At 65.2% G+C, this 22,177-nt stretch carries 24 protein-coding genes and 1 tRNA gene; 16 read left to right on the top strand and 9 right to left on the bottom strand.

Features of this window, described 5'->3' with window-relative positions; translation table 11 throughout:
• Positions 1-38 precede the first annotated feature (38 nt).
• The 9 genes from BLS11_RS12980 (at position 39) to BLS11_RS12945 (ending at position 6,681) form a co-directional block, all read left to right on the top strand.
• Positions 39-617, top strand: coding sequence for an amino acid-binding protein (locus BLS11_RS12980; RefSeq protein WP_092538105.1), 579 nt, complete (start codon positions 39-41; stop codon positions 615-617).
• Entirely contained in the window at positions 614-1,570 is a 957-nt protein-coding gene (locus BLS11_RS12975; protein ID WP_092538103.1) for a homoserine dehydrogenase, read from the top strand. The genes BLS11_RS12980 and BLS11_RS12975 overlap by 4 nt, the downstream gene beginning before the upstream one ends.
• Positions 1,571-1,757: 187 nt before the next feature.
• On the top strand, positions 1,758-3,023 hold the full coding sequence (gene tuf, locus BLS11_RS12970; protein WP_092538101.1) for a translation elongation factor EF-1 subunit alpha: 1,266 nt from the start codon (positions 1,758-1,760) through the stop codon (positions 3,021-3,023).
• 1 nt (position 3,024) lies between these two features.
• Positions 3,025-3,333, top strand: coding sequence for a 30S ribosomal protein S10 (gene rpsJ, locus BLS11_RS12965; RefSeq protein WP_092538099.1), 309 nt, complete (start codon positions 3,025-3,027; stop codon positions 3,331-3,333).
• Between the two features lie 210 nt (positions 3,334-3,543).
• Positions 3,544-3,615: transfer RNA gene (locus BLS11_RS12960), tRNA-Ala, on the top strand.
• Positions 3,616-4,017: 402 nt separating this feature from the next.
• Positions 4,018-4,524, top strand: a complete 507-nt coding sequence (locus tag BLS11_RS19080) for a hypothetical protein (protein ID WP_139172800.1) — start codon at positions 4,018-4,020, stop codon at positions 4,522-4,524.
• 101 nt (positions 4,525-4,625) lie between these two features.
• On the top strand, positions 4,626-5,036 hold the full coding sequence (locus tag BLS11_RS12955; RefSeq protein WP_092538097.1) for a GNAT family N-acetyltransferase: 411 nt from the start codon (positions 4,626-4,628) through the stop codon (positions 5,034-5,036).
• A 527-nt stretch (positions 5,037-5,563) separates the two neighbouring features.
• Entirely contained in the window at positions 5,564-6,394 is an 831-nt protein-coding gene (locus BLS11_RS12950) for a class I SAM-dependent methyltransferase (RefSeq protein ID WP_175454450.1), read from the top strand.
• Complete coding sequence (locus BLS11_RS12945; protein ID WP_092538093.1) at positions 6,391-6,681, top strand: hypothetical protein; 291 nt, start codon at positions 6,391-6,393, stop codon at positions 6,679-6,681. Before BLS11_RS12950 ends, BLS11_RS12945 begins: the two co-directional genes overlap by 4 nt.
• A gap of 54 nt (positions 6,682-6,735) precedes the next feature.
• Here BLS11_RS12945 and BLS11_RS19450 read toward each other — a convergent pair whose 3' ends face one another.
• Positions 6,736-6,909 (bottom strand): FmdB family zinc ribbon protein, encoded by a 174-nt coding sequence (locus tag BLS11_RS19450; protein WP_175454433.1) that lies wholly within the window; start codon positions 6,907-6,909, stop codon positions 6,736-6,738.
• Between the two features lie 71 nt (positions 6,910-6,980).
• Complete coding sequence (locus BLS11_RS12940; RefSeq protein WP_092538091.1) at positions 6,981-9,608, bottom strand: beta-glucosidase; 2,628 nt, start codon at positions 9,606-9,608, stop codon at positions 6,981-6,983.
• Between the two features lie 157 nt (positions 9,609-9,765).
• Here BLS11_RS12940 and BLS11_RS12935 point away from each other — a divergent pair, with 157 nt between their 5' ends.
• Complete coding sequence (locus tag BLS11_RS12935; protein ID WP_092538089.1) at positions 9,766-9,948, top strand: methionine--tRNA ligase; 183 nt, start codon at positions 9,766-9,768, stop codon at positions 9,946-9,948.
• A 220-nt stretch (positions 9,949-10,168) separates the two neighbouring features.
• Entirely contained in the window at positions 10,169-10,402 is a 234-nt protein-coding gene (locus tag BLS11_RS12930; protein WP_092538087.1) for a DUF7385 family protein, read from the top strand.
• Between the two features lie 54 nt (positions 10,403-10,456).
• Here the strand turns inward: BLS11_RS12930 and BLS11_RS12925 are convergent, their stop codons facing one another.
• Complete coding sequence (locus BLS11_RS12925; protein ID WP_092538085.1) at positions 10,457-11,794, bottom strand: ribonuclease catalytic domain-containing protein; 1,338 nt, start codon at positions 11,792-11,794, stop codon at positions 10,457-10,459.
• Between the two features lie 153 nt (positions 11,795-11,947).
• Entirely contained in the window at positions 11,948-12,256 is a 309-nt protein-coding gene (locus BLS11_RS12920) for a DUF7562 family protein (protein WP_092538083.1), read from the bottom strand.
• 149 nt (positions 12,257-12,405) lie between these two features.
• Between BLS11_RS12920 and BLS11_RS12915 the strand changes: the two genes are divergently transcribed.
• The gene (locus BLS11_RS12915) at positions 12,406-12,885 is read left to right on the top strand and encodes an RNA-binding protein (protein ID WP_092538081.1); all 480 of its coding nucleotides are present in this window, start codon (positions 12,406-12,408) and stop codon (positions 12,883-12,885) included.
• A 45-nt stretch (positions 12,886-12,930) separates the two neighbouring features.
• Here the strand turns inward: BLS11_RS12915 and BLS11_RS12910 are convergent, their stop codons facing one another.
• Positions 12,931-13,608, bottom strand: coding sequence for a DUF1028 domain-containing protein (locus BLS11_RS12910; RefSeq protein ID WP_092538079.1), 678 nt, complete (start codon positions 13,606-13,608; stop codon positions 12,931-12,933).
• 121 nt (positions 13,609-13,729) lie between these two features.
• Here BLS11_RS12910 and BLS11_RS12905 point away from each other — a divergent pair, with 121 nt between their 5' ends.
• Positions 13,730-14,080 (top strand): cell division protein SepF, encoded by a 351-nt coding sequence (locus BLS11_RS12905; protein WP_092538077.1) that lies wholly within the window; start codon positions 13,730-13,732, stop codon positions 14,078-14,080.
• Positions 14,081-14,327: 247 nt separating this feature from the next.
• Positions 14,328-17,276: an excinuclease ABC subunit UvrA gene (gene uvrA, locus BLS11_RS12900; RefSeq protein ID WP_092538075.1), complete on the top strand. Its 2,949-nt coding sequence runs from the start codon at positions 14,328-14,330 to the stop codon at positions 17,274-17,276.
• 63 nt (positions 17,277-17,339) lie between these two features.
• On the opposite strand, the gene BLS11_RS12895 is transcribed toward uvrA, so the two are convergent.
• Complete coding sequence (locus BLS11_RS12895) at positions 17,340-17,501, bottom strand: hypothetical protein (protein ID WP_245698903.1); 162 nt, start codon at positions 17,499-17,501, stop codon at positions 17,340-17,342.
• Between the two features lie 167 nt (positions 17,502-17,668).
• Between BLS11_RS12895 and BLS11_RS12890 the strand changes: the two genes are divergently transcribed.
• Complete coding sequence (locus BLS11_RS12890; RefSeq protein ID WP_092538071.1) at positions 17,669-18,655, top strand: WD40/YVTN/BNR-like repeat-containing protein; 987 nt, start codon at positions 17,669-17,671, stop codon at positions 18,653-18,655.
• A 38-nt stretch (positions 18,656-18,693) separates the two neighbouring features.
• Here BLS11_RS12890 and BLS11_RS12885 read toward each other — a convergent pair whose 3' ends face one another.
• On the bottom strand, positions 18,694-19,455 hold the full coding sequence (locus BLS11_RS12885; RefSeq protein WP_092538069.1) for a hypothetical protein: 762 nt from the start codon (positions 19,453-19,455) through the stop codon (positions 18,694-18,696).
• Between the two features lie 122 nt (positions 19,456-19,577).
• Between BLS11_RS12885 and BLS11_RS12880 the strand changes: the two genes are divergently transcribed.
• Positions 19,578-20,660, top strand: a complete 1,083-nt coding sequence (locus BLS11_RS12880; protein ID WP_092538067.1) for a geranylgeranyl reductase family protein — start codon at positions 19,578-19,580, stop codon at positions 20,658-20,660.
• Here BLS11_RS12880 and ygfZ read toward each other — a convergent pair whose 3' ends face one another.
• Complete coding sequence (ygfZ, locus tag BLS11_RS12875) at positions 20,661-21,797, bottom strand: CAF17-like 4Fe-4S cluster assembly/insertion protein YgfZ (RefSeq protein WP_092538065.1); 1,137 nt, start codon at positions 21,795-21,797, stop codon at positions 20,661-20,663.
• 49 nt (positions 21,798-21,846) lie between these two features.
• Positions 21,847-22,146, bottom strand: a complete 300-nt coding sequence (locus BLS11_RS12870) for a DUF6432 family protein (RefSeq protein WP_092538063.1) — start codon at positions 22,144-22,146, stop codon at positions 21,847-21,849.
• Positions 22,147-22,177: the final 31 nt, after the last annotated feature.

The raw sequence follows: 22,177 nt of genomic DNA, 5'->3' as shown, positions 1-22,177 counted from the left end.
TCGACAACAGGCGAGCGACGCGTTCGGGAGGTGGAACGATGAGCGACGAGGAGTCGGCCGCGGCGGCCGGCCCCGAGGAGGTCACCGAGACTGACGGCGGCGAACGGCCGCAACCGCACACGATTCGCCTCGAACTCGTGGACGAACCGGGCGAACTGCTCGCCGCCCTCCGGCCGATTTCGGACAACGGCGGCAACCTCCTCTCCATCTTCCACGAACGCGGGAACCTGACGCCCCGCGGCCGCATCCCCGTCGAAGTGGACTTGGAGTGTCCGCCCGACCGCTTCGACACCATCGTCGACGCCCTCCGAAGCGAGGGGGTCAACGTCATTCAAGCGGGCGCGGAGCGCTACGGCGAGGAGCTTTCGGTCGTCCTCATCGGACACCTCGTCGATACGGACCTCTCGGATACGCTCCGGCGCATCGAGGAGTGCAGTTCGGCGTCGGTGTCGGACATCTCGCTCAACGCGCCGGAGGGTAGAGAGGACGTTTCGAGCGCCCGCCTCCGCCTCGCCACCCGCGCGGGCGAGACGCAGGCCGCGATAGACGCCGTCCGGACGATAGCCGACGAGAAGGACCTGCACGTCGTCGAACCTCTCACGGAGGGAAGCGCATGAGCGGAAAGCGCCTCGCCGTCGTCGGCGCGGGTGCGGTCGGCGGGTCCGTCGTCGAACTCGCCGCGGAGTACGGCCACACGGTCACCGCCTTCGCCGACTCCTCGTCGGCGGCCGTCGACGCCGAGGGCCTCGACCCCGACGCGGTCCTCGAACGGAAGCGCGCGGAGGGCGTGGTCGGGAGCGACGACCCCGAAGACGCCGTAGACGCCGAGTACGACGTGCTGGTGGAGGCGACGCCGACGACGCTCGGCGACGCCGAGCCCGGATTCTCGCACGCGCGCGCCGCCCTCGAACGCGACCGACACCTCGTGTTGGCGAACAAGGGGCCGGTCGCGGAACGCTACGGCGACCTGATGTCGCTCGCGCGCGAGAGCGCGGGCGACGTTCGGTTCGAGGCGACGGTCGGCGGCGCGATACCCGTCCTCTCGACCGTCGAGGACCTCGGCCCCTCGCACGTCGAAGCCGCGCGCGGCGTCCTCAACGGGACGGCCAACTTCGTGCTCTCGCGGATGGCCGCCGAGGGCCTCGGCTACGAACACGTCCTCGCGGAGGCGCAGGACCTCGGCGTCGCGGAGGCGGACCCCTCCTTCGACGTCGAGGGGACCGACGCGGCGCTGAAGTGCGTCATCCTCGCGAACGTCCTCTCGGAGGACACAGAGTACACCCTCGCGGACGCCGAAGTCGAGGGCATCACGGAGATACCGGGGAGCGCGCTGGATCTGGCCGCCGAAGACGGGCGGACGATTCGCCTCATCGGCGAGGCGACGGCCGAGGGCGGCGTCCGCGTCGGCCCGCGACTCGTGCCCCAGAACGCCGCGCTCTCGGTGACGGGCACGCGGAACATCGTCCAACTGGAGACGGCTCACGCCGGTCAGTTGAACATCAGCGGACGCGGTGCGGGCGGTCCGGAGACGGCGACGGCCGTTCTCGCCGACGTGGAACGACTCGACTGAGCGCCGACGCCCCCGCGATTCCGTCACCGAACGCTCGCGGCCGACGGCCGATCGCGGGTGCGGTGTGCCATCTCGTCTCACAAAATCGCGGTACGGCGCCGCTCCGTCCAGTATAGCGTATCGAAATCGTTTTAGGTGTTTCAGGCTAAAGACCCTTCCACAGAGCGCCTTAGCGCGTGACCCACCAATGAGTGACAAACCGCACCAAAACTTGGCCATCATCGGCCACGTTGACCACGGAAAGAGTACGCTCGTGGGCCGACTCCTGTTCGAGACAGGGTCCGTCCCCGAGCACGTAATCGAGCAGCACCGAGAAGAGGCCGAGTCCAAGGGTAAGGGCGGATTCGAGTTCGCCTACGTCATGGACAACCTCGCCGAAGAGCGCGAGCGCGGTGTCACCATCGACATCGCCCACCAGGAGTTCGACACCGACGAGTACTACTTCACCATCGTCGACTGTCCTGGTCACCGCGACTTCGTGAAGAACATGATCACGGGCGCCTCGCAGGCGGACAACGCGGTGCTCGTCGTCGCCGCCGACGACGGTGTCGCGCCGCAGACCCGTGAGCACGTCTTCCTCGCCCGAACGCTGGGCATCAACGAGCTCATCATCGCCGTCAACAAGATGGACGTCGTTGACTACAGCGAAGACACCTACAAGCAGGTCAAAGAGGAAGTCCAGAACCTCCTCCAGCAGGTTCGCTTCCGCTCCGAGGACGCGACGTTCGTCCCCATCTCGGCGTTCGAGGGCGACAACATCGCGGAAGCGTCCGACAACACGTCGTGGTACGACGGTCCGACGCTGCTGGAATCGCTCAACGACCTGCCGGCCGCGGAGCCGCCGACGGACGCGCCGCTTCGCCTGCCGATCCAGGACGTCTACACCATCTCCGGTATCGGTACGGTCCCGGTCGGCCGCATCGAGACCGGTACGATGAGCCCGGGCGACAACGTCTCCTTCCAGCCCTCCGACGTGGGCGGGGAAGTGAAGACGGTCGAGATGCACCACGAAGAGGTCCCCGAGGCGGGCCCCGGCGACAACGTCGGGTTCAACGTCCGTGGCGTCGGTAAGGACGACATCCGCCGCGGTGACGTCTGTGGTCCCGCCGACGACCCGCCGTCCGTCGCGGAGACGTTCAAGGCGCAGGTCGTCGTCATGCAGCACCCCTCGGTCATCACGGCCGGGTACACGCCGGTCTTCCACGCCCACACGGCGCAGGTCGCGTGTACCATCGAGGAGATCAACCAGAAGCTCGACCCCTCCTCGGGCGAAGTCGCCGAGGAGAACCCCGACTTCATCAAGTCCGGCGACGCTGCGGTCGTGACGGTCCGACCGCAGAAGCCGCTCAGCATCGAGCCGTCGGGCGAAATCCCGGAACTCGGCAGCTTCGCCGTCCGCGACATGGGTCAGACCATCGCGGCTGGCAAGGTGCTCGAGGTCAACGAGCGATAGAATGCAGCAGGCACGCGTTCGTCTCGCCGGGACCAGCCCGGACGACCTCGACGACATCTGCGACGACGTCCGCGAAATCGCCAACAAGACGGGCGTCAATCTCAGCGGGCCGATTCCGCTGCCGACGAAGACGCTCGAAGTTCCGACGCGAAAGTCCCCCGACGGAGAGGGGACGGCCACGTGGGAACACTGGGAGATGCGCGTCCACAAGCGTCTCATCGACATCGACGCTGACGAACGCGCCCTGCGCCAGCTGATGCGCATTCAGGTCCCGAACGACGTCAGCATCGAAATCGTCCTCGAAGACTGATTTCGAGGCCCGTTCGGACCAGGCGCACATCTTAGGGGTCGTCTCGCGTCCCGTGTGCGGTTCACGACGCTGAGGCGTCCGCGCCTTCTCTCTCACTTTCGACTATCGACCCGTCAGCGACCGCTCTCTCCGCCCGCGAGTGTGCGAGGCGTTCGCTTTGCCGGTTCGAAACAGAAGGTACAAATGACCGCGCGCCTTCGAACGAAATGCGGGCTCGTAGATCAGTGGCAGATCGCTTCCTTCGCAAGGAAGAGGCCCGGGGTTCAAATCCCCGCGAGTCCATTTCCTTCCGCTCACTACGTTCGCTCCAGTCAATGGACTCGCTTGCCCTCGCTCACTTCGTTCGCGAGGACCCCGCGAGTCCATCTCCTTCCTCTTGACTCTACTCGGCGAGCACCTCGTGTGCTCGCCAACGGTCGAGTCGAGTGAAATCGTGTACTGTCCGAAGCGGGGATTTGAGCAGCGAGCGAACGGAGTGAGCGAGTGAGTTCAAATCCCCGCGAATCTATTCGTGCTTCTCGTGTACCGGGGGACGTTAACGTCGTCTAGTCGGGCTTTCGTATGCTCTCCATCCGACGTGTACAGGTTCTAAGTGGCAAATTTTGGTGCACTGGCCAGGTTGTCACTGCCTATTAGATAACCATACTATTCAAATACCAACAAATTATAGAAAATATATAATAGATGAGACGACGTCAGTTCCTTCGACTGGTAGGGGTTGGAGCTCTTGGGGCAGGAGGCTACGCTGCATACGATAAAGGTCATCTCGAAAAATTACCGTATGTTGGTTCACTCCTGGGTCAAGAACAGGCTTCCCTCTCTGGGAAAGCATTTGGCCCGTTTAATAACGGTTTCAAATCGATAGAGTGGATCAATTTAAACGTCCTTCGGATCCATTTCCAAGAAAGCCATGAGATGGATGGATTCTCCATAGTCCATTCAGCAGACAACGACCACGTGGATGATGCACTCTATATCGGCGAGGCCCCTCGGTTCGCAGGACCAGTGGATTACCCCCTCATTGACAAGATCCGCAAGTCAGGGACGGTATATCCCTCAAACCGTTTTGAACTTGTTGCCTTAAAGGGCTCTTTTGGCGGAATCAATCTTATCCATGATGAGTTGGGAAGTGTCAGTTTCCGCGTTCCGATGCAGATTATGCCTAGGGAGAACATTCAAGATAAATCCTAAATCCACTATCCGACTACCCTGTATTATCGGGCAGAATCCTACCTACTAACCCTGACACCTCTCCCAACCACCTATATGTCGCTGGACTGTCACCCCTCGGCATGGAGATTCGGGAGTTAACGGAGCCCGCCGAGCGACGCGAAGCAGTCCCCATCCTCCAACAGTTGTGGACCGATGCCACTGCCGAAGAGGTGATGGAATGGACCGCAGACGAAGAGTACCACCTTTTCGGGGGGGTTGTCGATGACGAGGTAGTGGGCGTCGCGGGTGTTCTCCAGCAACGCGTCCTCCACCACGTGCGACACGCATGGCTGTACGACCTCGTCGTAGACGAGGAACGCAGAGACGAAGGACACGGCAAGACCCTCGTGGAGTTCGTCGAGGCATGGGCCGAGAAGAACGACTGCGAGTACGTCGCATTGGCGTCACCGCTGGCGAAAGAAGAGGTCCATGCCTACTACGAAACCCAAGGCTACGAGAAGTGGGGTTATGTGATAGAGAAAGAACTCTGAAAATCGAAGTCCGTATCGAATCTCTCCTCCGTCTGTTCATCTTCCGCTCGACGAGCGATACTACCACGTCGGAGTCGAGTATGGCATAGAGACCGTAAGTCGAGGAGGGTCTATCCCCTTCTCTTCGGCCGCGGTGGCGATGACGGGAGCCTCCCGCTCGGCCTGCTCGCGGGACCCCCGCGAGTCCATCCGCGCTTCGTGCGACACCGAAGGACGCTAACTTCATCCCGTCGTGCGATTCTCCTACGCTCTTTATACCCGAGAGCGGTGATTCTCGTCCCGGTGAGTTGATTCGAGGTTCGCATTCGGGCCCTCGCCGTGAGGGGATTCCGTGAGAAAGTCAGTGTTCGAGAGTAAGTCTATCCCGCAAGCAGTAGAGATGGCCGCTAAGCAGGGGGAGCGTACCAAACACCGGGAGCTATCTCCGGTACGGATCGTATATTAGTTGAAGCGAACGAACGGTCCGAATCCGACAAACACCGCCAGAATTGTGTCATTTGAGTGAGAAAAAGTCGGTGAGAGCGAAGGTGCCTGTCAACGATATCCAAGAGTTCTACGATTCGTACGGTCGAAACGAGTGGCAACGGCTCGAGGAGAGTATCGACGGACGAGTTGAGTACGAAGAGACGGTGGCGGCCCTTGAGAAGTTCCTTCCCGACTCAGGTCGTGTTTTGGACGCTGGCGGTGGGGCTGGTCGGTACGCGCTTTGGCTCGCCGAGCGAGGCTACGAAGTCACGTTACTCGATCTCAGTCGGCGGCAAACAGAGCTCGCACGTGAACAAGCGATTGACCACGGACTAGTAGATTCTATCTCTGTAATTCAGGGATCGATTACGGACCTGCCGCTACAGAACAAGACTTTCGACGCTATCTGCTGTCTGGGTGGGCCGATATCGCACTTGCTCGATGAGCGTGACAGACTCCAGGCAGTCCGGGAGTTCCGACGGGTCAGCCGGTCAGAGGCGCCGGTCTTCGTCTCCGTGATGGGACTGCTCGGAATGGTCCAGCTGCAACTAACCACCGGCTACCAAGTGGAGCTACTCCCGGATCTCCTCGAACATGGCGACCTCGATGAATCGCTGTTGGATGAATACGGATACAAGCAATCCTTCGCTGCAGCGCACTTCTTTCGCAGGAAAGAGCTCATCAACCTCCTTTCGGATGCCGGATTGACAGTGACTGATGTCGTAGGATTGGAGGGCTTGGCATCTCTGTTCCACGACGAACAGGTACGTGAGAACATATCCGATTTTTCGGAAAGTGAGATCAAGGCATTGAAGCGGACGATCCGAAAAACGAACGATGAACGAGCAGTAGCGGACGTTTCGGTCCATATGCTGGGAATTGGATACGCTTGAAACCGGTTACGGCGAATAGATGGGTTCGGAAGGAGGGGCGAGGCCCGAACCACGCCGAGTTCTACCTGCTCGGACAACAGGACGCCATCGGGTCGTCTCGTACGACGTGTTCAAAGACGAGCAAACGCTCGCAACTCGTCCGCAAGGGTGACGCGTTCATCGGGGACGGCTACGTCGAGGTCATCTCCTTCCTCTTCCGCCCCGAAGACGGCGGTGACGCGGAGACAGAGATTGAACTACGGGAGCGGAAGATGCGGATGCAGATGAACCTCAGCGAGTCTACCTGACGCTCGCTCGAAGCGGTCGGACACGCCGACGCGCGGGCGGACGCTCTGGACCCGTCAGGTGTCCGGCCGCATGTCGAACCCTTCGACCTCCATGATCTCCCGCGCTCCGCACTCGGGACACCGTTTGCGCGCCTTCTCGAACCGTTCGCCGCACTCGACGCACTCGTACTGGACGCCGCGTTCGGTATCCGGGACGAGCATGTCCTTCACCGTGCCAATGAGACTCACGAAAAGACGTAGGAGATAGGCGCTGAAAGGCGTTTTTCGTCCGCGCGACTACCTTCTCGCGCGGCGACAGTTCAGTCGTCCGCCGTCGCCGCCTCGCCGCCGTCGGCGTCGCGGCCCTTCGCCTTCCCCTTCGACGTCGCCTGCACTTCGATTTCCTCGTCCAGTCGGATGTCCCGCGAGGAACTTCCGACTAGCACGTCGAACGCGCCCGCCTCGACCGTCCATCCCCCGTCGGGATGGTAGAAGGCGAACGCCTCTTCGTCGAGTTCGAACGTCACCGTCGTCTCCTCGCCGGGCGAGAGGCGCACCTTCTCGAAGGCCTTCAGTTCCTTCGGCGGTCGCTCGACGCTCGCGTCCCTGTCGCCGACGTACAACTGCACCACTTCGGCACCGTCGCAGTCGCCGACGTTCGTCACCCGAACCTTCGCTTTCACCGTCTCCTTGTTCCGGTTCTTCACCTTCGGCGTCACCCGGAGATTGGAGTACTCGAAGTCGGTGTAGGACTCGCCGTGGCCGAACGGGAACCGCGGTTCGACGCCGTGTTCGTCGAAGTGGCGGTAGCCGACGAAGACGCCCTCGTCGTAGTACACCGTCCCGTCGACGCCGGGGTAGGCCCGCGCACCGTCGGGAAGCGTCGCAACCTCACCCGGGAGGTAGTCGTCGAGGTTCTCGGCGAACGTCACCGGCGTCTTGCCGGACGGGTTGGCCTCGCCGAACAGGAGGTTCGCCACCGCCGTCCCGCCCTCCTGTCCGGGGAACCACACCTGCAGGATGGACGGCACGTCGTCGGCCCACGGCGTCGCCACCGGCGCCTCGGTGTTGAGGAGGACGACCGTTCGGTCGTTGGCGCCGGCGACGCCCTCGATGACCGCGTTCTGGTTGCCGGGAAGTTCGTACTCGTGGCGGTCGTCGCCGTAGAACGTGTCCGTCTTCGCGAGGACCACGGCCGCGTCCGCCGACTCGGCCGCCTCGACGGCGTCCGCTATCGCTCCGGGGGTGGTCCACTCGAAGCGGACGGGGGCGGTCCCCTCGGCTTCGACGCGCACGTCGTACTCGTGGCCTTCTTCGAGTTCGACGGCCGCTTCCTCGGTCTTCGGGCCGGCGAACCCGCCGCCCTCGCTCCGGATGACCTCCTCGCCGTCGATGGCGACGGTTCCGTGCCCCTGACTGGTGAGTTGGACGGCGAGCGTCCCACTCGAGGGCGCGGTGAGCGTTCCGGACCACCGCACGGTGACGGGCCCGTCGTCGGAGCCGACGCCGTCGAGGTCCGACTCGGTCAGGTCTATCTGATCTTCGACGCGCGTCTCCACCGGGTCGCCGGACCAGTCCTCGGAGGCGAAGTACTCCGCGGTGAACCCCGCGTCGCCGCTTCTGGACGCGAACCCGTCCGGCCCGGCGAGTTCGTACCGGTCCGTCGCGACGGGCGTGACCGTCACGTCGTCCGCGACGCTCTCTATTCCCTCAACCGGACCGACGCTGCGGATTGCCTCGATGTGGTCGCTGCCGCCGACGCTCGGTTTGAACTCCTCGGGCGTCGGGCCGACGACGGCGAGTTCGTCGATACCGTCCGCGTCGAGGGGAAGACAGTCGGAGTCGTTCTGCAGGAGGACCGACCCCTCTTCGGCGATTCGCTGGGCGAGTTCGAAGTGTTCGTCGGTCCCGCGGACGGGTTCCGACCCCTCGCGTTCGCCCGAGAGCGCGCCGATTTCGGCCTGCGAGTCGAGCGTTCGGCGCGCCATCTCGTCGACGACGCTCTCGTCGAGTTGGCCGTTCTCGACGGCCTCCTTCAGGGCGTCGCCGAAGTACTCCGCGGACGGCATCTCCACGTCGAGACCGTTCTCGGCCGCTTTCACCGTGCTGTGGGTGCCCCCCCAGTCGGAGACGACGAACCCGTCGAACTCCCACTCTCCCTTGAGAACGTCGCGCAGCAACATCTCGTTCTCGCTGCAGAACGTCCCGTTTATCTTGTTGTACGCGGGCATCACCGCGCCGGCGTCGCCCTCCGTGACGGCCGCCCTGAACGGCCGGAAGTAGATCTCGCGGAGGGCGCGTTCGTCCACCCTGACGTCGTGTTCGGAGAAGGAGAAGTAGTCCATCACGTCGCCCGTCGTGCTCGCCTGATTGTAGCAGACGAAGTGTTTCAGCGTCGCGACGACGCCTTCGTCCTGTACCGCGCCGGTGTACGCGGCCGCCATCTCCGACGCGAGGGCCGGGTCCTCGCCGTACGTCTCACCGCTTCGGGCGTGGAGGGGGACGCGGAACGTGTCCATCGAGGGCGCGAGCAACACCTCGACGCCCCCGCTTTTCACCTCGCGGGCGATGGCGCTACCCATCTCGGCGCTCAGGTCCGGGTCGAACGTCGCCGCCGCCGCGATCGGGTGCGGGAAGCGCGTCGTCGGGTCGCCCAGCGACGCCCCCGGCGGCCCGTCGGCCATTCCCATCCCGGGAACGTCGAGTCGTTCGACGCCCTGCAGGTAGCCCGCGATACCCTCCGGCCCCCCTTCCGCGCCGTGGGTCCGCGACACCTTCTCTTCGAGCGTCATCTCCTCGACCAGTTCGGCCGCGTCTCCGCCCCCCTCGTCTCCGTCGGCGGCCGCCGTCCCCGAGAGCGCACCTCCGGCGGCCGACACCGCGGCCGCTAACTGGACGAACTGCCGCCTCGATACTCCTGCAATCTCGTGGTGTTCCTCTTCGGACATCGACCGTGTGGTGCATTCACGCGGTGATAAATATCGTGTACGTTCACGATTTTTGAGAACGAACGTCTCTGATCTCATTTCGGGCGGCGAACGGCTTGAGCGACGCAACGACAAGTGGTATCAAGGACCACAGCGTAGCGTCGAACGGTGGGCACCGATGGCGTTCCTCACCGACCTCAAGGAGAGAATCGACCGGTGGCGCAGCACCGACCCGTACCACTACGAGTGCACCGTCTGCGAACGGACGTTCCAGTCGGACCGCAGGAAATGTCCGGACTGCGGCGGCGCCGTCGAACGGGCCACCGGAACACAATCGACGGGGGCCGAACCGCTCCCGTGAGGCGGTCGGTCCTCGGTTCGGCGTTTTTCCCGTCGCCGCGGAGAAAGAGAGCGCGTCGGTCCGCGGGAACGACGTCACTCCTCGTCTCGACTGACGAGTTTCGAGAAGTAGCTCTCCTCGCCTCCGTTCGGATTCTCTCGAACCAAACGGTCGCTCGCGGGGACCAGTCTCACGGTAGGAGTAAAGTTATCACACAGCATCCCGTCGTCTCCGACAGAACATGGACGACGCAGCGTACGACGACCTCATCTCGTCCGTGACGCCCCACGAGTCGAGTGGCGGCGTCACCACGTACCGAAACACGGTGAGTATCGCCTGTCCGGCCTGCGAGAAACCGTTCGACGACCTCGTGGTCTGCGAAGAGGAGTACAACAGCCTCGAACTGAGCATGCTGTTGGACCTCTGCGTCACGACGCACGACGACGACGTACTCCTCTTCACCCACAAGAAGTGACGCCGCGGGCGATTTTCGAGGCGGTCCCCGCGGAGTCTCGACCGGACAGAGAGGTCAATCCTCGCGCAGGTCCGCTTCCTCGGGCGGCAGACCGTTCTCGTTGACGACGTTGCCCTCCTCGTCTACGGTCCGGAGGCCGCGGTTGTTCACCGCGTAGGGGTCCAGATGGACCTCTTCGAGGAACTGCTTGTACAGTCGCTCCGCGGTTTCGGCGTCCTTCTGTCGGTCCGACGCCCGGTCGCACAGTTCGATGAGGTCCTCGGGAACGTCGTTCTCGTGGACTATCCAGTGGTTGATGAGGTCCGACAGTCGGCGGATGGGCGAGGTGAAGTGCCCGTAGATGTCGAAGTTCAGCGCGTGGTGTCCGCCGAAGGGGTCGTTCATGTACTTCGCTCGGGGCATCACCTTCAGGACGGCGCGCTGAATCTTGTTGAGGGCGCGCGGCGGCGAGTCTTCGAGGGCGGCGTTGACGGCCTTCCGCGGGTCGTCGAACTTCGCGCTCGGGATGGAGACGCCGTCGAGTTCCATGATCTCTCGGAGCGCCTTGTCCCACTGGTCGGGGGTCGGTTGCGGGTGGACGCGGTACATCGCCTCGACGCCCCGCCCCCACATCAGTTCGTGCGTGACGGCCTTGTTGGCCTTCAGCATGCACTCCTCGATGATGGTGTGTGCCCTGTCGCGCCGCGGGTTGAGGACCAGAGAGCCGTCCTCCTTTCGCTGTTGGTGCATCTGGTCTGCGAGTTCGAAGACGAGGTTACACTCCTCGTGAAGCGGTAAGTCCTCGTCGTCGAGGCGCGCCTCGCACTGGGTGTAGGTGAGTCGTTCGTCCGACTCGATGACGGACTTGTATATCTCGATGTTCTCGAACGAGAGGTTCTCCTTCTCTATCTCCATCTCGACGGTGTGGGCGAGGCGGTCCTCGTTGGGGACGAGCGAACAGACCGTCTCCGCCAGCGTCGGCGGGAGCATGTGGATGGTGTACGCGGGCAGGTAGACGGTGTTGCCGCGCTTGACCGCCTCGTCCCACATCTCCGATCCGGGGTGGACGTAGTGGCTCACGTCCGCGATGTGGACCCACAGCGTGTACGTCTCCTCGCCCTCCTCGATGCTGATGGCGTCGTCGAAGTCCTGTGCGTCCACCGGGTCCGTCGTCCACGTCGTCAGGTCGCGTAAGTCGCGTCGCTCGTCGATTTCGTCCTGAATCTCGTCGTGGACGCCCTCGGTCCGTTCCCGGGCCTCCGCGAGGACTTCCGGCGGGAACTTGTCCCGAATCTCGAACTCCTCGAAGAGTTCTTCGCGTTTCTCTTTCAGTTGCCGGGCGACGTCGGGGCTGATTTCGACGGGCCCTTGCCCCTCCGCCGTCCCGGCCTGCGCCTGCGCGTCGTTCGACATGCGCGGAAGTAAACGGGAGAGGTAGTTAGTCGTGTCGCACGCAGAACCGTCGGTGCGTCGGACGGCGGCCAATACGCCGCGCTCCGGCCCGTCGCGTTCGCTCGGCGGAGCGTGACCATCGAAAAACGGTTCGCGGCGGCCGCGGGCGTCGCGTCAGGACTCTCGGTTCGTCTCTTCGGCCGACCCGTACCGTTCCTCTACCGCGCCGAAGTACCGACTGAGGAACTCCGAACGATCCGCCCCGTCTCGTTCTACCTCCACGAGGAGTCCCTCTAACTCGTCTCGGGGTTGGTGACAGAGTCCCCGGTAACACTCCTTACAGAGGTGCTCGAACTCCTTTCCGTGCCGGTCCCAACGGTCACCCTCTTTGTCGTACTCTCGTGCCTCCGAGCGGAGGACCGAGGTACCGCAGGCGATGCAGACGACCATCTTCCGGTCCCGGTTGGTCCGGGAGCGCCACATACGATTCACCAAGCGCCGCCGTTACTTAGCGTTTATTCCCACTCGACCGGCTCGTCGGGGTTCAGACGGTCTCTCCACGGAGAATGTGGCCGATCCCGTACGCTTCGAATAACGGTCGATTTATTCGCGCCCGCGGCGCAGTACCGAGCATGAAGGTGAAGTCCCGCCACCACCTCCGGAGCGACGAGATAGCCGACATCGAAGAGACGATAGCCGACCGCACGGGCGTCGAACTCGACGGCGACGCCTACGAGATGGTCGAACTCGCCGACTCCGAGTACGACATCGTCCTCGTGGACGGCGAACCGGTCGTGATGTTCCTCGACGGCGACCCGGCGTTGACCGTCCGCGGCGCGAACCAGTACTCGCCGTCGCGCAACGTCGTCACCGTCGACGCCGGGGCCATCTCGTTCGTCAGCGACGGCGCCGACGTGATGCGCCCCGGCATCGTCGAGGCGGACGACTCCATCGACTCTGGCGATTTCGTCCTCGTCGCCGAGGAGACGCACGGCAAGGTGCTCGCGGTCGGACGCGCACTCGAACCCGGACGCGAGATGGTCGGCGACTCGGGGAAAGTCGTCGAGTCGATACACCACGTCGGCGACGAACTGTACGAGTTCTCCGTCTGAGTCGCCGAACCGCTCTCGCTCTCTCTGTCGTTCTCCCGTTCGCGCTCACCCTCCGTGGTACTTCCGGATGGCGGCCTCGTACCCCTCTTTGGCCGCCTCGTACGTCTCTCTGAGGTCCGCGATGGGCGTCCGCGAGGCGTCCACCCGCAGGTCGTCGTAGTACGGCTCCGGCGCTCTTTCCTCCGTCGTCTCCACGACGAGGGCGGCGCTCTGCACCTCTAAGTCCGTCCGCCTGTCGCCGCCTTCGGCGGACCCCGCCGAGAGGGCCCCTATCAACCGCTTGGCCAACGGTTCCTCTCGGTCCCCCTCCTCGTACGCCGCGGCGGTTGCCTCCACGACGGACTCGCCCGTCAGGAGGTTCCCGGCGACGGTGTAGTTCTCGCCCTCGACGTGGCCGTACCACCCGTGGCAGTCGTCGCCGGAGAAGGCGAACGTCCCCTCGGCGTCGACGCCGTGGAGTTGTCGCTGTGTCCGCCCCTCGTCGGCGTTCAACAACGCCTCTAAGGCGTCTTCGACCGCGAGGCCGTCGTCGATGTACTCGACGCCCTTCCGCCCCAACTCGACGTTCGTGAAACTCTGCGTGGCGACGGCGCCGTTCTCGCTCGCGAACGGACAGAGCACCCCGACGCCGGGGAGTCGCGTCGTCACGGCGACGCCGAACCGGTCGTGCGTCTCGCCGTCGGCGTCGACGTACTCCTCGTGGACGCAGATGCTGAATGTCACGTCGGCGTCGTCGCACCACCCGAGCAAAAACCCCCGTGAGGCGGCACGCCGCGCCCGCTCGACCCCCGTCCGACGAGCGTCTGACGTAAGAACTAACCCCGCGCTAGCGCTTTTAGGGCGCATGGGTATCATGAGCAAAATCCTCAGCGGGGGAGGACAGCACACGACTGAGGACTACGTCGAACTCGACTTAGACGAGTTCGACACCGCGCGCGGCGAAGCGGGTATGAGCGTTCGCATCGCCGCGATCGGCGAACAACAGGACGTCATCGCCATCAAAGACGCCGTCTACGACGGCGACATCGTCATCGCGGACATCACCCGCCACACCACCTCCGACACCACGATGGAACGCATCGTGGACGACCTGCGACAGGTCGCAAACGAGGTAGACGGCGACATCGTCCAGAAGGGCGACGACCAGATCATCATCACGCCCACCGGCGTGAGCGTCGCCCGAGAGAAACTGTAACCCGCGTCGCCGACGCGACGTTTTCCGTCACCGCCCCGCCGAGAGCGGACGCTCTCACCGTCTCGTCGCCTCTCGATCGATCTTCTCTCTCCGCGGCGCTTCCGTATTCGCTCCGCACCGCCCGGATTTTCGTCGTCTCCGCCCGACGCGAATCGCTCCGTATCCTTGTCGTGCAGTACCACGAAGTATGTTTCCGTCTCCCGCGAACCGACGGGTTTTCACCCCGTCATCCCCTCCCGATATCTAGATGAGTAAGGACTTTATCGAGGTTCGAGGTGCCGAAGAACACAACTTGAAGGACCTCGACGTCCGGATTCCGCGGGAGTCGTTTACGGTCGTCACCGGCCTCTCCGGGTCGGGCAAATCGTCGCTGGCGTTCGACACGGTGTACGCCGAGGGTCAGCGCCGCTACATCGAGTCGCTGTCGGCGTACGCTCGGAACTTCCTCGGGCAGATGGACAAACCGCAGGTCGAGGCCGTGGAGGGACTGTCACCGGCCATCTCCATCGACCAGAAGAACGGGGCGAACAACCCCCGTTCGACCGTCGGGACGGTCACCGAACTGCACGATTACCTCCGCCTCCTCTACGCGCGGGTGGGGACGCAGTACGACCCCGTCACGGGCGAAGAGGTGGGCGAACAGTCGGCCCAAGACATGGTTCGACAGATCCTCTCGCTCCCCGAGGGGACGCGAGCCAAAATCGCCGCGCCGGTCGTCCGCGACCAGAAGGGGGCGTTCGAGGACCTGTTCGACGAACTCGTCGCCGACGGGTACGCCCGCGTCGAGGTGGACGGCGACGCGTACGACCTCACGGTCGAACGGCCCGAACTCGACAAGAACTACGACCACACCGTCGACGTGATCGTCGACCGGGTGAAGATATCGCCGGAGGCCCGTTCGCGCATCACCGACAGCGTCGAGACGGCGTTAGAGGAGGCCGACGGTGCGCTGAAGCTGATCGTCCCCGACCCGCCGGAGGACGTGCCGTTCGTCTCGAACACGCGTTCGACCGGGTCGCTCGCGGGCGAGGGCGACGACCGACTCGTCGTCGCGTTCTCCGAGGAACTGGGGAACCCCAACTCCGACTTCCAGTTCTCGGAGGTCGAGACGCGGTCGTTCTCGTTCAACAGTCCGCACGGGGCCTGTCCGGAGTGTGAGGGTCTCGGCCAGACGAAGGAGGTCTCCGAGGACCTCATCGTTCAGGACCCCTCGAAACCGCTGAAGCACGTCTTCGAGCCGTGGTCGTACAACCGGACGTACTACCGGCGGCAGATAGACAACGTCGCGGAACACTTCGGCGTCTCCGTGAACACGCCGTTCGAGGAACTCCCCGAGGAGGTGCAGGACGCCTTCCTGTTCGGTACCGACGAGGACGTGGTGTTCCAGTGGTCCACGAAGAACGGCGTCCGCCGGAAGGAACAACCGTTCGAGGGCGTCGTCGAGAACCTCGAACGTCGCCACATAGAGACGGACTCCGACCGGACGCGCGAGCACATCGAGGAGTTCATGGCCGTCACCACCTGCCCCGAGTGCGACGGGACGCGCCTGAAAGAACAGTCCCGGCACGTCCTCGTCGACGGCACCTCCATCACGGAGATAAACCGCATGAGCATCGGGGACGCCCTCGAACACTTCGAGGGGTTAGAGGAGAACCTGACCGACCGGGAGCGAACCATCGCCGAGGAGATCTGCAAGGAGATTCGCGCCCGACTGGGCTTCATGGAGGAAGTCGGCCTGGAGTACCTCACCCTCGACAGGGAGGCGGCGACGCTCTCGGGCGGCGAGAGCCAGCGCATCCGACTCGCCACGCAGGTGGGGTCGGGCCTCGTGGGCGTCCTCTACGTCCTCGACGAACCCTCCATCGGCCTCCACCAACGGGACAACGACCGCCTCCTGAACACCCTCGAAGGTCTCCGCGACTTGGGGAACACCCTCGTCGTCGTCGAACACGACGAGGAGACGATGCGCCGCGCCGACGAGATTATCGACATGGGTCCCGGCCCCGGCAGTCGCGGCGGCGAAGTCGTCGCGCAGGGCGACTTCGACGACATCGTCGCCGCCGACGACTCCGTCACGGCGGACTACCTCTCCGGGCGCAAGGAGATTCCCGTCCCCGAGGAACGCCGCACCTCCGACGCGGCGCTGACGGTCCGCGGGGCGCGACAGCACAACCTCAAGGACTTGGACGTCTCCATCCCCGTCGGCCAGTTCACGGCCATCACCGGCGTCTCCGGGTCGGGCAAGTCCACGCTGATGCACGACATCCTCTACAAGGGCCTCGCCCGGAAGATGAACGACAACACGTCCGTCGACCCCGGCGACCACGACGCCATCGAGGGGACGGAGAACATCGAGACGGTGCGCCTCATCGACCAATCGCCCATCGGTCGCACCCCGCGGTCGAACCCCGCGACGTACACCGGCGTCTTCGACTACGTCCGCGAACTGTTCGCGGAGACGAAACTCGCGAAGCAACGCGGCTACGACAAGGGTCGATTCTCGTTCAACGTCAAGGGCGGCCGCTGTGAAGCCTGCGGCGGGCAGGGCGACGTGAAGATCGAGATGAACTTCCTCTCGGACGTGTACGTCCCCTGCGAGGAGTGCGGCGGCGCGCGCTACAACGACGAGACGCTCGACGTGACGTACAAGGGCAAGACCATCGCCGACGTGTTGGACATGGAAGTCGAGGAGGCCCTAGAGTTCTTCGAGGCGAACTCGCAACTCCGCCGCCGCCTCCAACTCCTGAAGGACGTCGGACTCGACTACATGACGCTCGGCCAGCCCTCGACCACCCTCTCGGGCGGGGAGGCCCAACGCATCAAGCTCGCAGAGGAGTTAGGGAAAAAGCAGACGGGCGACACCCTCTATCTCCTCGACGAACCGACGACGGGCCTCCACAAGGAGGACGAACGGAAACTCATCGACGTGCTCCAGCGACTCACCGACAACGGCAACACCGTCGTCGTCGTCGAACACGAACTCGACTTGGTGAAGAACGCCGACAACGTCCTCGACTTGGGTCCGGAGGGCGGCGAGAACGGCGGCGAAGTCGTCGCCTCGGGCACCCCCGAGGAAGTCGCACGCACCGATGACTCCCACACGGGTCGGTACCTCCGCGACTTACTCCCCGCGGTGGACATCGAGGGACCGCGGTCGGACCGCCGCAAGCCCGCGAAAGTGACCGGCGACGACTGAGGCCGGCCTCTCGGGCGACGCGCGGCGAAACATCGAGCGTCGCCGCTCTCCGCGCCCGGCGACTCACTCCTCGCCCGTCGCGAGGAGGATGGTGGCCGCAAAGAGGGAGACGCCGAGGCCGAAGACGCCGACTCCTTTCGCGACGAGGCCGACCCGTCCGGCGGCCGCATCGAACGAGAGCATCAACGATGCGAGCCAGAATCCGCCGACGACGAGCGACCCCATACCAACGGCGTATCTCGCCGTCCAGTTCGGGGACATTACGTATCCGACTCAGATGCCGCCCGAATTAATCTATGGCTTCAGTTATCACGGACGATAACGTGAGCGGCGGCGAGAGGCGAGGGTAGTCCGGGTGACATCTTTTCCCGTTCGACGTGCTATCGACGCACATGACGACCTGTTACGCCGCCCTCCGAAACGCCCTCCTCGTCGTCCGGGGTCCGACGGCGGACCCGACGGCGACGACGCACCTCGACGGACACGATTTGGAAGCTCTCGACTTCCGCGAGGGGACGGTCTGTTGCGGCACGTTCGACGACGGACTGCACCGGAGCGAAGACGACGGGGAGACGTGGACGCGCGCCTCGGGCCTCCCCGACTCGGTGACGAGTGTCGCCGCCGGCGGGCGTCCGGACGAGTGGTGGGCGGGCACGGAACCGAGCGCCGTCTACCGGTCCGACGACGACGGGCGGACGTGGGAGGAACGCCCCGGACTCACCGACCTCTCCTCTGCGTCGTCGTGGTCGTTCCCGCCGCGGCCCCACACCCACCACGTCCGGTGGATAGAACCCGACCCGAACGACCCCGACCACCTGTACGTCAGCATCGAAGCCGGCGCTCTCGTCCGGACGCGCGACGGGGGCGAGACGTGGGAGGACCGGGTTCCGTCGGCCCGCCGGGACAACCACTCGCTGACGACGCACCCCGACGCGCCGGGGCGGGCGTGGGCCGCCGCGGGCGACGGGTACGCGGAGACGACGGACGGCGGCGAGACGTGGGTCCACCCGCAGGACGGACTCGACCACCGCTACTGTTGGAGCGTCGCGGTTGATGCGGCCGACCCCTCGCTCGTCCTCCTCTCGTCGGCCCGGAGCGCCCGGGTGGCACACAACGCCGACAGGGCGGAGTCGTACCTCTATCGCCGCCGCGGCGACGACGCGTGGGAACGACTCGACGAACGGGGTATCCCGACGGGCGAGGGCGTCCTCCGCGCGGTTCTCGCCCGCGGCGAGGAGGCGGGGACGTTCTACGCGCTTCACAACCGCGGCCTCTACCGGACGGCCGACGGCGGCGACTCGTGGACGCGCCTCGACGTCTCGTGGGCCGACGCGTTCGAGCGACAGACGCCGCGCGGACTGGCCCTCGACGAGAGTTAGGGCGGCGTTAGAGTCGATATAGAGGCCTTAGAACGGCCTCAGAGTCGCGGACGCGGGTCGCCCGCGCCGTAGTGGCGCACTCGACTCTCCGCGGCGGCGGCGACGAGGGCGACGCCGAGGGGGACGACCCACCCGACGGCGTAGAGGACGCTGAAGGAGAACCGCCCCTCCGAGGAGGTGACGAGGACGAGAACGAGTCCGGCGGCGACGACGGCGGGCGGCGACAGGCGGTTCAGGCGGACGCCGACGTACACCGGCACCGTCCCGAGGACGAGGAGTCCGCCGGTGACCCACAGGAGAAGCGCCACGGAGGGGAGCGTCACCTCGAAGCGGAGTCCGGACGCGCCGAGGACCGCCACCGCGTAGACCACGCCGACGGCGATGGACCCGACGCCGGTCCGACCGTCCAGTCGTTCCGCGGCGCGGGGGTGTTCGGTCGCCGCGTATTCGAGCACCGAGATGGCGGTGACGAGTACCGCCACGATGACGACGCTCGGCAGGAAACTGAGCAGAGTGAGCGATTCGGGGGTGACGACGCCGAACCGGACGGCACCGGTCGCTCCGAACCCTATCCACGGCGCGAGAAGCGAGAGCGCCGTCGCCACGGGCAAGGGGGTCAGCAACCCCCACTCGTGCGTCTCGGCGACGAGGACGCCCACTCCGCCGAGTATCACGGTGTAGAGTCCCGTCGCGAGGAAGAGTTCGCCCGTGACGCCGCCGACGCCGACGCCGAGGCTGAGGAGGTAACTGGTGAACGCTACCGGGGCGAGGACGGCGGCGAGGAGGGCGTCTCGGCGCATGATATGGTAATGGATTTCACACATCAAAATAGTTATCGCGGACGTACCATCGGGTCAAGCGGTGCATAACTCCGCGAACGGACCGCGAAGGTATTTGTTCGGTCGTCCGATACGACAGTACGATGTACGACTTCGCCGTCGTCGGCGTCGGCCCCGCCGGCGCGCGTTTCGCGCGACGCGCCGCCGAGTCCGGGTACGACGTCGTCGCCTTCGAGAAAGGGTCGGTCGGCACCCCCCTCGCCTGTTCCGGGCACGTCAGCACGGACATCTGGGAGTACGTCCCCGAGGGTGCCGAGGAGAAACTTCTCCAGAACCGCGTCTACGGCGCGAACTTCCGCGTCGGCGGTCCCGACACCCGCGCGTACCCGTTCTACAAGCGCGAGGAGGTGTCGAACGTCATAGACCGGGTGGAACTCGACCGAACGCTCGCCGATTGCGCGCGCGACGCCGGCGCGGACGTCCGCGAGGGACACACCGTCACCGGTATCGAGGAACGGCACGACGGCGTGGAACTGACCGTCTCCGCGGACGGAGAGACGTTCGCCGTGGAGGCGAAGATGGTCGCAGGCTGTGACGGCCCCGTCTCCCGCGTCCGGCGCGCCGTCGGCCTGCCGGAACCGGGCGAGAAACTCCACGGCGTCCTCGCGTTCGACGAGGACGCCGACGACGGCGACTTCGTGGACGTCCACCTCACGGTGCCGCGCTTCTTCGCGTGGCGCATCCCGCGGGGCGAGGCGGGCGTCGAGTACGGGTTGGCCGCCCCGCCCGGCGCGGAGGTCAACGAGATGTTCGACGCCCTCACGGACGCCTACGACGTGGAGACGGACCACTTCTGTTCGGGCGCGATTCCCATCGGCCCGCCGGACCGCGTGACGACGCGCCGCGCGTTCCTCGTCGGCGACGCCGCCGCGCAGACGAAACCGTTCACCGGCGGCGGCATCCTCTACGGCATGACCGCCGCGGACCGCGCCGTCGAGACGATTTCGCCCGACGACCCGGCGACGCTCCGGGACTACGAGTCGGCGTGGCGCGACGAACTGTCGAGCGAAATCGCCCTCGGCCACTGGATTCGCCGGGCGTACTCGCTGCCGGAGTCGGTCCAACAACTCGGACTGCGGACGCTCTCGGGAGAGATCGCGGTCCACATGGACAGACCCACCTCCTTCTTCTCGCGGGACCACCTCGCGAAACTGATCGGTCGGTAGCTACTCCGCCTCGGACGCCTCGTCTTCGAGGTACGTCGGCACGCGCGCCGAGACTGCGGTTCCCTCGTAGAACGGGAGCGTCTCGCGCGTCGCTTCGACCGTCTCCGCTCCGTCGTCTCCGCCGTCGTCGACGCCGACGCGAACCGAGAGCGTCGCCGAGGGGTCGAGGTCGTACTCCACCACCGCGAGGGCGATGGGCGACCCCACGGACGGGCCCTCCGTCGCGCGGGTCACCTCGCCCACCTCGTCGTCGCCCGCGAGGACGGCGTCGCCCGCCGCGGGCAGTTCCTCCACCGCGAGGCCGACGAGGCGGGAACTCGGCTGACCGCGGTTTTCGACCTTCGAGACGACCTCTTGGCCGACGAAACAGCCCTTCTCGAAGTCCACCGCGTTGCGGACGCCGAGGACGTTCGGCAGGCGGCCGGAGAGTTCCGTCTCGAAGAGGGGGGTCCCCGCCTCGGCGGTGAGGCTCTCCCACGTCGCGTAGCCGAACGGCGCGGCGCCCGAGCCTTGGGTTAGCAGGGTGTCGAACACCCGTTCGGCGGCGTCGGCGGTGCAGACCACCTCGTACCCCTCGTCGCCGGTGAGGCCGTCGTTCGCTATCACGGTCACGCCCTCGCCGCCGACGACGCCCCGGTCGAACGTCATCGCCGGTTCCGGCGCGGCGGCGTTCTTCAGGACGCTCGCCACCTTCTCGGTCGATTTCGGGCCGTGGACGCCGAAGATGCCGAACTCCCCGGACGCCTCGCGCACGCTCACGTCCTGAACGAACACCTTCTCGGCCCAGTCGTCGGCCAACGGTTCGGCGCGGTCCGGCGGCGTGAAGCAGAGCAACCGCTCGCCCGCGTTGTAGACGTACATGTCCGTCTCGACGCGTCCCTGCGGGTCCAAGAGCAAGGCGTAGACCCCCTCGCCGTCGTCGTCGGGGACGCGGTTCGACACGGTGTTGTCGACGAACGCCACCCGGTCGTCGCCCTCGACGACGACGACGCCGTACCCCATCTCGATGATCCCCGCCCCGTTGCGGACCGCCCGGTGCGCGACGGCGGGGCGACCGTAGTCGCGCACGACCCGTCGCCCGCCTCGCTCTTCGAACGTCGCGCCGTGGGCCTCGTGTAACTCCTCGACTACCGTCATCGTCCGTTACTCCGTCCCCCTCTCTGAAAACGTCCCCGTGTCGCGTCGCTCACAGGCCCAACTTCTCGCGCACGGCGTCGAGGAAGTTCTGCTCCTCTTCGACCTCCTCTTCGGGGTCGGGTATCACCCGCTCGTCCGGGAGGATGACGACCCGTTCGCCCTGCTTGTCGACGGAGATGAGGCCGTCGTCCTTCAGGCTCGCGAGGGCGTCCTCGATGGTGTCGATGTCCGCGTCCACCGCGGCGCGCAACTCGAAGACCGTCATCCCTTCCTCGGAACGGTCCACTAACGCATCGAGCACGTCAACCTCGATGTCCCGTCGGTTCTGGAACTCCCGCCGCGCTCTCATAGCCCGTACAACGTCCGCGGGTGGTTTACCC

It is taken from the genome of Halopelagius longus (assembly GCF_900100875.1).
In the GTDB taxonomy this organism is placed as follows: Archaea; Halobacteriota; Halobacteria; order Halobacteriales; family Haloferacaceae; genus Halopelagius; species Halopelagius longus.
Note: the sequence above shows the minus strand (reverse complement) of the source record. Positions and strands in the feature narration are given on the sequence as shown.